Consider the following 12,985-nt stretch of genomic DNA (forward strand, 5'->3'; position numbering starts at 1 on the left):
CAGGGGAGGGAAAGGTCGCGGGCGGTAACGGCACGGCGTGACGACGAGAGGAAGGAGGAAGGAGGAAGCAGGGAGCAGGGAGCAGGGAGGGACTGGACAGATCAAGATCTGACCACTCGCCCACTGGACAAGTGACCTGTCGCTGACGCAAGAAGCTGGCATAGACCAATACGACCGTCAACCCCCCTGTCACCAAAGGCTGTTTGCCTGATTCCCGAAGCGCTCGTCACGATCAGCTCGTAAACTGGACTTGACCAGTGGCGGGTGATGGTTGCAGCGGCCACGACTGGTTCAGTGCAGCACGCGATGGCGGAGCTGGAGAGGGGACGACGCAGATGCACGACAGGAAACCGGGCACGCGCCGGTCGGCCGGGGCCAGCGCGGTGCTGCCGGCGGAGTCTGCCCCCGTGCCGCCTTCGGGAGGCGACGGAGCCGACAGGACCCGCCGCCCCGGCGGCGTCCTCAAACGCGAGCGGGTCCGTGATGCGGTGCTCGGGATGGTCGAGGAGCGCCGAGCGGGGGACGCGATCCCCTCCGAGCGGGCCCTGTGCGTGCAACTCGGGGTGTCCCGGCCGACCCTACGGGCGGCCGTCGACGAGCTGGTCGCCGCCGGGGTTCTCATCCGCGAACACGGGCGGGGCGTGTTCGTCGCTCCCGAAAAGATCACCCAGGAACTCGTTCCTGGGCGCAACTCGCTGAGCGTGCCCCGCGCGTCGGGGGCCTGGGCCAGCCGGCTGCTGGAGTTCGCGACCGTGCCGGCCGGCGCCCGGGTGGGCCGCAGGCTGCGCCTCTCCCCCGCGGCGCGGGTCATCTACGTTGCGCGGCTGCGGCTGGTCGACGGTTACCCGATGGCCATCGAGCACCTGCACATCCCGGCCGCCTTGGTCCCCGGTCTCACCGCCCGCGAACTGGAGCACGGGGACCTCTACGAGCATTTGCGCACGCACCACGACGTACACGTGAACGAGGCGACGCAGACGATCGAACCCACCGTGGCGACCCGCGCGGAAGCCGAGCTGCTGGAGGTGCCCGAACTCTCGCCTGCCCTCCTCTTCGAACGGCTGACCACCGACACCGCGGGGCAGCCGGTGGAGTACGTCCACTCGCTCTACCGCGGCGACCGCTACCGCATCGTGTCCCACCTGACGCTCCGCGCCGACACCGCACCCGCCGTACCGTCCGACGGCCACCATCCGGGCATCCCCCCCGGCGACTCCATCCACGGCGACCCGGTGGCCGCCGCAACGCTGGGCGACGTACAGGGCCGACGACGCTGACCGCCCGGCCACCCGACGCTGACCGTCCGGCCATCCGACGCGGCCGCGGCCTTCATGGGCTGTTGTCTGCTACGGCTTTGGCACGACGACGACGGCGTTACCGACTGCGCGTTCGGTGGGTGTGGTGTCCTGCCAGGTGTCCATGGGGCGGTTGTAGAGGGTGTTGTTGATGAGGAGGGTGGTGTCGCCTCCGGATCCGAGGCTGACAGCGTCTTTCGCGCCGAGCCACTTCATGACGGCTGCAGCTTCGTGGATGGTGACGCCGATGCTGGTCTGGGGGATTCGTCCGTCGATGGTCACGAGGAGGAGTTCTCCTGCCGCGGTGACTCCGGCGAGGGTGCGGGGGTGGCGCTGGATGACGGCGTTGGTGACCACGTTGGTGTCGGGGTTGAGCATGCCGTTGGCGTCGGCGTTGATCAGTATTTCGCCGTTGCGGACCAGGGCGGGTCCTCCGCCTGCCACGGCAGAGAAGGTGGAGCTGGTGACCGGGACACCTGCGGAGTCGGTGATGCTCGTACCCGGCTTGAACGGTTGTCCGACCGTGTGGTGGGCGAGCAGCCAGTCCGCGCCGGCGCCGATTCCCTGCAGAACGCGGCCGCCGGCAGGGATGGCGCCGCCGGCGGGTACGCGCTTTTCCTTGACGACCCAGTTCCCGTCCATGACGATGTCCACGCTCTTGGTCACCTCCGCTCGCGGCGGCGGCGTAGTGCTGCCCCACTCGGGTCGGAAGACGACGATTTCGTCCGCGTCGACGCACAGCGTGTTGCGCAGGGGACGCAGCTCGGGGACGAAGACGCCCTTGCTCTTCTCGCGCAGGTCGCCGCCGATACCGCCGCAGCCGAAGTTGCGTCCCGGTACACGGTTGATGCCGTCAATCGCCCTCACCGAGCCGTCGGGCGCGGTCACCTGGGTACGTGAGGTGACCTCGTCGATACGGACCCGGGAGCCTGCCCCCTCGAGGAGCAGTGCGCTCCGGCCGTTGTTGGCCTCGCTGAGCAGGGTGTTGTTCTGCACGTACAAGCCCTGCGGATCGCCGGTGGCAGGGCCGGTGTAGGAAGGATTGTTCGTCGACTTGATGTCGAAGTCGGAGCCGTTCACCGCCACCAGGGCGCCGGCCGCGGCGCTCATCTCCCGTACCGTCTGGGCCGAGGAGACGTCACTTCCGTGGACAGCCTTGAACATGACGTCAGCCGACGGATCGACTCTCACGACCCGTACTTCCCACGGGCCGGTACTTTCGTTGCCGTCCTGGGCCGTGTAGACGGTCCGACCGGTGAAGCCCTTCTCCTGCAACACCTTCAGCATCGCATCCGCATCCGCAGACCCGGAAGGGCCGAACTCACCTACGCGGACCATGTGCTGCCGCGGCATACCCGCCCCCACACCCGGGCCGGCCGGCAGCTCCCGGGTGTACAGCTTTCCGGTGAGCCCCTTGTCCTGCAACCTGCCGAGAAGGGCCACGGCGTGGTCGTCGTTGCCGACCGACCAGGCAGAACCGCCGGGGTAGTCAATGAGGAGTTCGACCGACCAGTGGTCGGTCGCCTGGCCCTGGGTGTACTTCTCGTAGGTGATCCCCGGTGCCGGCTCCGAAACTTTCGCCACGGCCGTCAGGTGTTCAGGCCCGAGAGGCATACGGCCGGCCACGGGCTGGGCTGTGCCCTCAGTTGCTGTGGCACTGGCAGGCGCAAGCGTGACCAGCGCGCCCAGCGCAACAGTCAGAGCCGTGATACGGCGTATTCGTTTCATTCTCGACACTCCTGGAACAGGCGGACGTAGGGATAGCGGGGCGGCCCGCAGGGAAGGGTTGATCATTTCCGCCTGAGCGAAGCTTACGAAACTCCTGCGACGGTACTGACGCACTGTCCCCGGGTGGCATCACCGGGCCGTCCGTGCGGCCGAAAGCGAGAAGGCTCGACGTCAGCCGCCGCCGAAAGCTCCGCAGTGGTGGACGAGTACGGCATGTGGCGCCCGCCGGAGCCCGGAGCGCGTCCACACCGGCGACTGTCGCATGACCACTCGAGGGCGTGCACTGCCCGGAGCGGGCGAAATGAATTTGATGCGCTCCTGCCAAAATCATTGAAAAGCAATATGACATGTGCCATTTTACAGCGCAGCCCGTCGATGACGGGACCTCACATCCCATCCCCAGGAGTGAAATTTGCGCACCATGGCCGTCGCCACCGCCCTGCTCATAGCCACAGCCGCCCTCGCAGCCTCCCCCGCCCAGGTCTCCCCCGCCCACGCCTCGCCGGCCTCGCCGGCCGATCCCAAGCCGGACCACGTCTTCGCCGACCCGGGCCAGCGCCCGGCCCACGGCAATGCCGATGGCACTCCCGGCGACACCGGGACCACCGGCGGCAGACTGGAGTCGCGGATCCTGCCGATCGTCCACACCTGCAGCCCCACACTGCGGATCCGCGCCCAAGAGATGACCACCGCCCAGCTGACGGCGACCTGCACGAGCCTGGCCAACCAGGACGCCTACTTCCACGGCGTGGTCAAGGACTCCGGGCCGGTCGCGAACGACTACAACACCACCCTGGAGGTCGACGTCTTCAACTCCAGCGCCGACTACAAGGCCTACGCGAGGAAGATCTACGGCATCGACACCAACAACGGCGGCATGTACCTGGAGGGAGACCCCTCCAGGACGGGCAACCAAGCGCGGTTCATATGCTACGAGCGCACCGATGTGAGCCCCGGCTGGCAGATCTGGAACCTCAACCACGAGTACACCCACTACCTCGACGGCCGCTTCAACCTGTACGGCGACTTCAACGCCAGCCAGGCCACCCCCACCGTGTGGTGGGGTGAGGGCATCGCGGAGTACATCTCCTACTCCTACCGCGGCGTCACCTACGCCAGCGCGATCGCCGAGGCCGGCAAGCACACGTACTCCCTGCGCACGCTGTTCGACACCACCTACGCCAACAGCGACGTCAGCCGTACCTACAACTGGGGCTACCTTGCCGCCCGCTACATGGTCGAGGAGCACCCGGCCGACGTCAGCACCGTCCTCGGCTACTACCGCGCAGGAGACTGGACCGCCGCCCGTTCCTTCCTCACCTCGCTGGACTACGAGAGCGACTGGAACGCCTGGCTGACAGCCGTGGCAGCGGGCGCCTGACCCGTACGCCTGCAGGCGCGACCGTCCGGGCAGGGGCACCTCGGGACGCGGCGAACGTCGGAAGGCCCGGTCGGCGCTTTCGCCCAGTCCGCAACTGCGCGTTCGATCAACGCGGTTGCGGTCTTTGGTGGTCACGCGGGTGAAGTAAAGCGGGTCCGCGCGTAAGGCGGCAGGCGAGTCCCGGACTCGCCTGCCGCCTTGGATGTGCGCCCATCCACGGAGGGCAGTTGCTTGATCTCAACCGGGGGCGCATCGCTGCTGGGGATCTCGGGGGGGGGGAGCCGGGCCGCGCTCCACGTCGCCCCCATCGTCCTCCGGGCACGACGGTGACCAAGGGCAGCGGCAGTCTAGGAACGGGGCGGCTTCGGAAGGACTTCGCGCAGGCGGTCCAGGAGTACCCGCGCCGCGGGGCTCGAAGGGCCGCCGGCCTGCCAGGCGAGCGCGATGCGGGCGCGCATCTCGGGCCGGACGATCCGCAGGGTGCGAAGGTTCCCGCCGAGGGGGGACCCGTCCTCGCCGGCAGGTAGCACGGCGATGCCCAAGCCCCGCGCGGCAAGCTGCGAGAGCACGTGCGGGGCTGCCGCCTCGAAGGCGACCCGCGGCCGGAACCCTGCCTGCGCACAGCCGCGTTCGAGCGCCGTGCGCACCCCGGTGCCGCGCGGCAGGCAGATCAGCGGCCGATCCCGCAGATCGGCAAGCGGGACGCTCGTAACGTCGACGCGGTTGAGAACGGGATCACTTGGCGCGACAGCGGCAACCAGCGGGACATCGATCACCATTTGGAAGGCCGCTCCGGGCGGGGGTGCCTCCTCCGCCGTTCCGAGGACGGCGATGTCGAGCTCGCCGGCCAGGAGCGCGGCCTGCATCCGCTCCGTGGTGTCCTCGGTGAGAGCCACCTCCACCGAGGGGTGGGCGTCGTGGAAGTCCGCGAGCAGAGCGGCGATGTCGAAGACGTGGCCAGTGGCCCCGGAGACGAGGCCGAGCGTGACCCGGCCGCGCAGCAGCCCCGTGTACGCATCGACCGTCTGCCGCACCGACTCCGCCGCGGCCAGCGCGGCCCGGGCGTACGGCAGGACCGCCCGGCCCACCTCGGTCGGCGTCACCGACCGGGCGGAGCGGTCGAGCAGGGGCTGCCCCAGCTCCTTCTCCAGCTGGCGGATCTGGGCGCTGAGGCCGGGCTGGGCCAGGTGCAGCCGGGCGGCGGCTCTTGTGAAACCGCCTTCCTCGACGACGCAGACGAAGTAGCGCAGTTGGCGGAGTTCCATAAGCAGTGATTCTAGGTCGCAGCAGAACTATCTACTGGCGCTATCGACCTGCCGGCCTCAGGCTTGATTCCATGGAGAACTCGACAGCGCGCAAGGGGAAGAGCCTCGAAGTCAAGGCAGCGATCGCGGCGGAACGCCGGGAACTGGCCGACCTGTTCGACACATTGCAAACCGACCAGTGGAACGAACCGAGCCTCTGCGCGGGTTGGCGCGTTCGCGAAGTGGTGGCGCACATGTCGATGGGGTTCCGGCTCTCCTTGCCCAGGGTGCTTGGTGAACTGGTCAAGGCACGCCGAAACCTGCACCGCATGACCGATCGGGTCGCGCGCAGGGATTCGGCCGCCCACTCCACCCCCGTGCTCGCCGCCTTCCTGCGGGACAACGCCCACCATCCCTGGACACCACCAGTCGGCGGGCTCAGGGCGGCGCTCGGCCACGACCTGGTGCACGGGCTGGACGTCAGCGTCGCCCTCGGCCTCGACCGGCGCGTCCCCGAGAACCGGCTGCGTATCGTGCTCGACGAGATCCGGCCCAGCAGCTTGAAGTTCTTCGGTGCCCACCTTGACGGAGTGCAGCTGTGCGCCGAGGACCTCGACTGGTCGTACGGCTCGGGCTCACCCGTTTTCGGCACCGCCCAGGACCTCCTGCTCTTGGCCTACGGTCGCCGCCTTCCGGACGGCCGGCTGCGAGGAGAACCGAGCAGCCGTTTCACGCGGTCCGTCGCGGGGGCATGAACCATCTCTCGCCCCTCGGCACGTCGAAGAGGCCGGCGCCGCCCACACGCCGGTCTCGGGCCCATGACTCCGACCCGGCGGTGGCCGAAGCAGCCCGTCGCCTGCGCCGGCGACGACCGGACGGCCCCGTGGAGTGGTTTGCGCAGCGTCCTGGAGGAGATGGTGGATCTTCTGCAGGGGCATGACGGTGGCGACGGGGACCCGGCCGCGACGCCGAGACGCAGAGGCCGTCGAGGCCCGGCGGACACAGCCCTCGGCGAGGGTTGACCGCAGGGATTGAGCGGCCGCCGCCGCCCGGCTCGGGGCGCCAGGCCCCTCGCCGGTGGCCCCTGGCCGTGTGCGGTCCCCCACGGTGCGCCGACACTGGAGGCATGGACCCGAACGAGGCCCTGCGCCGGATCGCCTTCCTCCTGGAATGGCGCGGTGCGTCGCCGTACCGGGTGCGGGCCTTCCACACGGCGGCCGACGCAGTCCGCGACCTGCCACCGCGCCCGGTGCACGCCGCCGAGGTCGGTCGACTGCGCGGAGTGGGCCCGGTCACCGCCGAAGTGATCGCCCAGGCATCGACCGGAGCGGTACCGAGCTACCTCGCCCGTCTGCAGGCCGAAGCCGACCCGGCCGCCCGGGCCGGCTGGGAGCTGGCGGCTGCGAGCACCGGGGATTGCCACCTGCACTCCGACTGGTCGGACGGCGGCAGCCCGCTCGAGGACATGGCCGACGCCGCCCGTGCGCTCGGACACCGATGGGCCGTTCTGACCGACCACTCGCCGCGGCTGACGATCGCCCACGGACTGAGCGCCGAGCGGCTCGAAAGCCAACTGGAGGCTGTGACCGCCGTGAACTCCGGGATGGGCCCGGACTTCCGTCTGCTCACCGGCATCGAGTGCGACATCCTCGAGGACGGCTCACTCGACCAGGACGAAGACCTGCTCGGCCGGCTCGACATCGTCGTGGCATCCGTGCACTCCAAGCTCCGCTCGGAACCCGAACCGATGACCGCCCGCCTGGTGGCCGCGGTACGCAACCCGCACGTCGACGTCCTGGGGCACTGCACGGGGCGGATCATCACCGGCCGGGGGCGACCGCAGTCCCGCTTCGACGCCGCCGCCGTATTCGCCGCGTGCGCCGAGGCCGGTACGGCGGTGGAGATCAACTGTCGGCCCGAACGGCGCGACCCACCGGACGACCTGCTCGAGCAGGCCGCCGCCGCCGGCTGCCGGTTCGCCGTGGACACCGACGCCCACGCCCCGAACCAGCTGGACTGGCAGAGCTCCGGTTACGCGCGCGCAGCCCGGATCGGTCTGGGGGCGGACCGGCTGATCACGACCTGGTCGCTCGAGCGGCTGCTGGCAGCCAGAAGCGGAAGGGCGTGACGGCCCGCCTTCCGCCCTGCGTGACGGCCCGCTTTCCGCCCTGCGTGACGGCCCGCTTTCCGCCCTGCCGGCCGTCGTGAGGACTGGACCCGGGTCCACCAGGCGCCGTTGCCGCCGAGCCGGTGTCACGAGGTGGAGTATCCGGGGAGCGATGTGGGGGACGGGCGGTGCCGGCGACTAGGATGATCATCCGTTCGAACGGTGAGGGGAACATGATCGACGTCGACGGGTACTTGACCGTGCTGGGGGTGGCCCGACCGGCCGCCCCGACCGTCGAGGCGCTGCGGGCGCTGCACCGGGCGCAGGTGGAGCGGGTCGCCTATGAGAACCTCGACATCCATCTGGGGCGTCCGACGGGCATCGGGGCCGCGGAATCCGTTGCCCGGATTCTGCGGGGGCGCGGTGGCTACTGCTTCCACCTCAACGGCGCCTTCGGCGCGCTCCTGACGGCGCTCGGCTACGACGTCACTCTGCACCGGGCGGGGGTTCAGGGCGCCCCCGAGAAGCCCGCGGGCGCGACCGGCGACCACCTGGCACTCACCGTGCGGCTCGAGGGCGAGCGGTGGCTCGTGGACGCCGGGCTCGGTGACGCGGTGCACGAGCCGCTGCCGTTGCGCGAAGGCAGCTACGTCCAGGGGCCCTTCACCTACGCGATTGCCCCGTCGGACGCCGAGCCCAGCGGCTGGCGGTTCACGCATGACCCCCGCGGCTCGTTCACGGCGATGGACTTCGCGCCGGACCCCGTCGAGCTGTCCTCCTTCGCCGCGGAACACGCCCGGCTGTCCACTTCCCCCGAGTCCGGCTTCGTCCGGGTCCTCACCGCCCAGCGGCGCGACGCCAAGGGCGTGGACGTGCTGCGTGGCTGCGTGCTCCGCCGGGTCGACGCCGGAGGCATGGACGAGCGGACCATCGACTCGGCCGACGACTGGTACGACGTACTGGCCGACGTGTTCCGCCTGGACCTGACCGATGTCGCCGCCCCCGCCCGGGCACAACTGTGGCACCGCGTCCACACCGCGCACCAGGAGTGGGAGGCCTCGCAGCAGCGGGCGACAACGCTCTGACGGGACGGTCGGCTCGCCCGCCCCTACACCGTCTCCAGCAGGGAAGGCGCAGCTCACATAAGGGTCAACGGGCGCCGGAACACACGGGGGCGCCGGACTCGTCGGGTAGGTACGCGGCCCGCTCCTCCGAGGTCAGGTCCCGGTTGACCGCCTGGCAGATCCTGCGGGTCGCCGCGGCGGGTGGGGGCAGGGTGACGTCCCACAGCCGCGCGACGTTGTCGACGTTGCCGGTGGCGAGGGTACGGCCGTCGGGGCTGAACTCCAGGGCCTGGACCGTATCGAACTCCTGCAAGGCGGCACGGGCCTTGCGGGTGGGCACGTCCCACAGCACCGCGGTGGTGTCGACGCTGCCACTGGCGATGGTGCGACCGTCCGGGCTGAACGCCACGGAGGTCACCGGCCCGGTGTGTCGCGTGAGGGTGGCCAGGCTCTTGCCGCGGGCCACGTTCCACAGGTGCACCGTGGTGTCCTCGCTGCCCGTGGCCAGAGTGCGTCCGTCGGGGCTGAACGCCAGCGTGTAGACCGGTCCGCTGTGCCCGCTGAGCACGGCGCCCGGGCCACCGCTGACAGCGTCGTACAGGTGCACGAGGTTGTCCGTGCCACCGACGGCCAGGGTCCGTCCGTCGGGGCTGAAGGCCAGCGCGGCCACCGCACCCTCCTGGAGCAGCGGGTCGCGGATTTCCTTGCCCGTGTTCGCGTCCCACCACCGGACGCTGAGGCCGGCGCCGGTGGCCACGGTCCGACCGTCGGGGCTGTACGCCACCGCTTCCACCGGCCCCGTATGGCCGGGCAAGGTCGCACGGCTCTTGCGCGTACGCAGGTCCCACAGCGTCGCCGTGGCGTCGAAGTTGCCGGTGGCCAGGGTGTGGCCGTCGGGGCTGAACGCCATCGCCCGCACCGCGTCGCCGTGCCTCAGTGGGGGCGAGGACTTGCGGGAGGTCACGTCCCACAGGCGTACGGTCCCGTCGATGCTGCCGGTGGCGAGGGTGCGGCCGTCGCGGCTGTACGCCACCGACCAGACCGTGTCGGTGTGCCCGATCAACGGCGCCCGGTTCGCTCCGGCGGCCACGTCCCACAGCCGCACCGTGGCATCGCTGCCGGTGGCCAGGGTGCGGCCGTCGGGGCTGAACGCCACCGACCAGACCGTGTTGGTGTGGCCCGGCAGCACGGCGAGGACCGTGTCGGTGGCCGTGTCCCGCAGCACTGCCACACCGTTCTCGGTGCCGGTGACCAGCGTGCGGCCGTCAGGGTTGAACGCCACCGACACCGAGATGTTCTCGTAGCGCAGGAGAGTGGTGCGGAGCTTGCCGGTGTCGACGTCCCACAGGCGCACACCCGTGTCGCCTTCGCTCGTGGCGGCGAGGGTGCGCCCGTCGGGGCTGAACGCCACGGAAGTCACCTCGCCGGACTGCTTGAGCGGGCCGAAGCGGTCCTCGCCGGTCGCCGCATCCCACAGGCGTACGGAACCGTCGGCGCTGCCAGTCGCGATGAAGCGCCCGTCCCGGCTGAACACCACGGTCCGCACGGCCCCGGAGTGCCCTGTGAGTGGGGCCCGCGGCTTGCGCGTCGGCAGGTCCCACAGATGTACGGACCCGTCCCCGCCGGCAGCGGCGAGGGTGCGGCCGTCGGGGCGGAAGGCCACGGACCACACGACGTCGGTGTTGCCCTCAAGGGTGGCCCGGGTCGTGCCGGTTGCCGGGTCCCACAGGCGCACGTCACCGTCGAAGCTTCCCGTGGCAAGGGTGCTGCCGTCGCGGCTGAAGGCCACGGACCGCACGTCCGCGGTATGGCCTGCCAGGGTGGCACGGGCCTTGCCGGTGTCCGCGTCCCACAGGCGTACGGTCCTGTCGGAGCCGGCGGTGGCGAGGGTGCCGCCGTCGGGGCTGAACGTCACCGCGCCCACCTCACCGCGGTGGCCGGGCATGCTCCGCCGCAACGGGATGGCCGCGGCGTTGCGCAGGCTCAGGGCGGCTTCAGCCGTGGGGCTGGTGCGGTAGGCCTGCACGGCGAGCAGCGAGGCCAGAGTGGGGTTCGTCGTGAAGAGGGTGTCGGACTGGGAGGCGAGCTGGCGGGACAGTGCTTCCTGCCGCCGTGATTCGGCGGTCCGCCACTGCCAGAGGGCACCGCCCGCAGCGACGAGGGCGACGACGAGCAGGCCGGCCAGGACCGCGTTGAGCCGCCGGCTACGGCGGATGGCGGCCTGTTGGCGCTGCTTGCCGGCCGCCAGGAACCGGGTGATGTCGGCCGGCAGACGGCGCTGTTGCGACCAGTCGAGCCCCTCCGCCAGCGCCGTGCCCCCGAGCAGGTCCTCGTCGTTCCTCCCGTCGGCCCAGCGGGACTGCTGCTCGCCGACGCGCACGAACCACTCCTGGAACCGGCGGTCCTGCTCCACCCATGCGTGCAAGACGCCCCAGTCCCGGATCAGCGCGTCGTGGATCAGCTCGGCCACCGGCTCCGCCGCAGGGGCGTCCGGTGTGCGGGTGATGATGATGCGGTGCCGGGTCAGGGCGGCGAGGACCGTGTCGACTGCGCCTTCGTCGTCCGGCGCAGCGCCCGGCCCGGACGCCAGGTCGCGCAGATCCCGCAAGGGGACCCGGGCGCGGATCGCGGGGACGTTGCGGCGCGGGTCGTCCGGGCGTACCAGCGAGGTCAGGATGCGCTGGGCGATGGGCTGGTGCTCCGGTGGAATCCGGTGGAGTGCGGTGTCGCACCACGTCGTCAGACTCCCTGTCACACCGCCGCCGCGCCGGTAGGCGTCATGGGTGAGGCATCCGTCGCGGCGCCGTTCCCACAGCTCCTTGAGTGCCAGTTCCAGCAGGGGCAGCACGGTGACCGGCGCCCTGCCGCTCGCCGTCCCCTCGGGGGCGTCCTCCAGCACATCCGTGATGATCTGCTCGGGGAGACCGCTTTCGAAGCGGGCGCCCACGCTGCCGGCCGGCCGCGTGATGATGTCGTGCAGGTCGTCCCTGCTCAGTGTGCCCGGCACGTTGAGGAGACCCGGCATCGCCGCCTCCAGCAACTCCGGGGCGACTGCGGCAAGTTGCGGGTAGAAGTCGTCACGCATGACCAGGATCACACTCAAGGGGGCATGCGAGGTGATCGCGGCCGCGAGCCGGCCGGCGGCGGGGCTGCGTCCCGATTGGGTGAGGAGTTCCTCGAACTGGTCGATGACGAGGACGACGCGCTGACGGCCGGGCTCGGCCGCCAGCCTGCGGGTCACGGCCTCGGCGATCCCGTCGGTGCCGGCCCCGGGCAGCCCAGCGCGTTCGACCTCGGCCGCCAGGTCCTGTCCGGGCCGCAGCAGTACGGGCAACCACCGGTCGCTTCCCGGCAATTCGCCCGCTGCCAGCGCGGGCAGCACTCCGGCCTGGATCAAGGACGACTTGCCGGAGCCCGAGGGGCCGAGCAGCAGGGCCACGCGCTGGTGCTCGGCCAGGCCCGCGAGGACCTGGCGCACGGCGTCCCGCCGCCCCTGGAACCACTGCGCCTGGTCCGCGGTGAACGGCTCCAGCCCCTGGTAGGGGCACACGTCCTGCGCGGTCAGGGCGGGCCAGATCCGCCGCAGGACCTGCACGGGGGTGGCGTACGCGATGCCCTGGCCCCTGCTGTGGCCATCGGGGGCGGTGATCTCTGTGAGCATGCCGACGACCAGTCCGGTCAGCTGGTCGACGACCGGACCGCCGCTGAATCCGGTGGTCAGGTCGTTCGCGTCGGTGAGCTGGAGGGCCTCGCCCCGGTCCTGCGTCGCCGGCAGGAGGTCACCCGCCTTCGCGTACCCGAAGTGGCCTCCCGCGGGAGCCTGTCCAGGAAAGCCGTACGAGCGCACGCCGTGACCCTGGGCGTCGGCGGCGGAGCCGAGGGGCGGTACCTGCGTGCCGGGCACGATGATGCCGAGGCGGACCAGGGCGACGTCCTCGGATTCCGGAGCCCGCCACGGCTCCTCCAGGACGAGCCCCTCGACCGGGTGCGCGCCGTCCGCGTACGGGAAGACCAGCCGCACGCCGCCCCCGGGCTCGCTGCCTGCGGCGTGGACCACGTGCGCACAGGTGACGAGGAGGTCCTCGGCGACCAGGAACCCGGTCCCGCACACCTCGCCGGCCTGTCCGAGGACCTGGGCCACGCCCCTGAGGGTGCTGTCCACCGGC

General features: G+C 70.9%; 7 protein-coding genes and 1 pseudogene. 5 read left to right on the forward strand and 3 right to left on the reverse strand.

Annotated elements, in window-relative coordinates; genetic code table 11:
- Nucleotides 1-407 precede the first annotated feature (407 nt).
- Complete coding sequence (locus AB0D44_RS09410) at nt 408-1,277, forward strand: GntR family transcriptional regulator (RefSeq protein WP_362586850.1); 870 nt, start codon at nt 408-410, stop codon at nt 1,275-1,277.
- Between the two features lie 69 nt (nt 1,278-1,346).
- Here AB0D44_RS09410 and AB0D44_RS09415 read toward each other — a convergent pair whose 3' ends face one another.
- The gene (locus AB0D44_RS09415) at nt 1,347-3,089 is read right to left on the reverse strand and encodes a phosphodiester glycosidase family protein (protein ID WP_362586853.1); all 1,743 of its coding nucleotides are present in this window, start codon (nt 3,087-3,089) and stop codon (nt 1,347-1,349) included.
- A gap of 547 nt (nt 3,090-3,636) precedes the next feature.
- Between AB0D44_RS09415 and AB0D44_RS09420 the strand changes: the two are divergent.
- Nucleotides 3,637-4,398, forward strand: a pseudogene (locus AB0D44_RS09420) (collagenase); the annotation flags it as partial.
- 353 nt (nt 4,399-4,751) lie between these two features.
- Here AB0D44_RS09420 and AB0D44_RS09425 read toward each other — a convergent pair.
- A complete protein-coding gene (locus AB0D44_RS09425; protein WP_362586856.1) occupies nt 4,752-5,669 on the reverse strand; it encodes a LysR family transcriptional regulator in 918 nt (305 codons plus the stop codon).
- 71 nt (nt 5,670-5,740) lie between these two features.
- Here AB0D44_RS09425 and AB0D44_RS09430 point away from each other — a divergent pair, with 71 nt between their 5' ends.
- The 3 genes from AB0D44_RS09430 (at nt 5,741) to AB0D44_RS09440 (ending at nt 8,840) form a co-directional block, all read left to right on the forward strand.
- Nucleotides 5,741-6,403, forward strand: a complete 663-nt coding sequence (locus AB0D44_RS09430) for a maleylpyruvate isomerase family mycothiol-dependent enzyme (protein ID WP_362586859.1) — start codon at nt 5,741-5,743, stop codon at nt 6,401-6,403.
- Between the two features lie 371 nt (nt 6,404-6,774).
- On the forward strand, nt 6,775-7,776 hold the full coding sequence (locus tag AB0D44_RS09435) for a PHP domain-containing protein (protein WP_362586862.1): 1,002 nt from the start codon (nt 6,775-6,777) through the stop codon (nt 7,774-7,776).
- A 212-nt stretch (nt 7,777-7,988) separates the two neighbouring features.
- A complete protein-coding gene (locus AB0D44_RS09440; RefSeq protein ID WP_362586865.1) occupies nt 7,989-8,840 on the forward strand; it encodes an arylamine N-acetyltransferase in 852 nt (283 codons plus the stop codon).
- A gap of 64 nt (nt 8,841-8,904) precedes the next feature.
- On the opposite strand, the gene AB0D44_RS09445 is transcribed toward AB0D44_RS09440, so the two are convergent.
- Nucleotides 8,905-12,981, reverse strand: coding sequence for a trypsin-like peptidase domain-containing protein (locus AB0D44_RS09445; protein ID WP_362586867.1), 4,077 nt, complete (start codon nt 12,979-12,981; stop codon nt 8,905-8,907).
- Nucleotides 12,982-12,985: the final 4 nt, after the last annotated feature.

The organism is Streptomyces sp. NPDC048349, assembly GCF_040651925.1.
Taxonomy (GTDB): Bacteria; Actinomycetota; Actinomycetes; order Streptomycetales; family Streptomycetaceae; genus Streptomyces.

What these genes read in the sequence shown, in the direction of transcription:
- AB0D44_RS09415 (WP_362586853.1), bottom strand. Translation starts at nt 3,089, where the DNA reads ATGATCAACCCTTCCCTGCGGGCCGCCCCGCTATCCCTACGTCCGCCT.
- AB0D44_RS09425 (WP_362586856.1), bottom strand. Translation starts at nt 5,669, where the DNA reads ATGGAACTCCGCCAACTGCGCTACTTCGTCTGCGTCGTCGAGGAAGGC.
- AB0D44_RS09430 (WP_362586859.1), top strand. Translation starts at nt 5,741, where the DNA reads ATGGAGAACTCGACAGCGCGCAAGGGGAAGAGCCTCGAAGTCAAGGCA.
- AB0D44_RS09435 (WP_362586862.1), top strand. Translation starts at nt 6,775, where the DNA reads ATGGACCCGAACGAGGCCCTGCGCCGGATCGCCTTCCTCCTGGAATGG.
- AB0D44_RS09440 (WP_362586865.1), top strand. Translation starts at nt 7,989, where the DNA reads ATGATCGACGTCGACGGGTACTTGACCGTGCTGGGGGTGGCCCGACCG.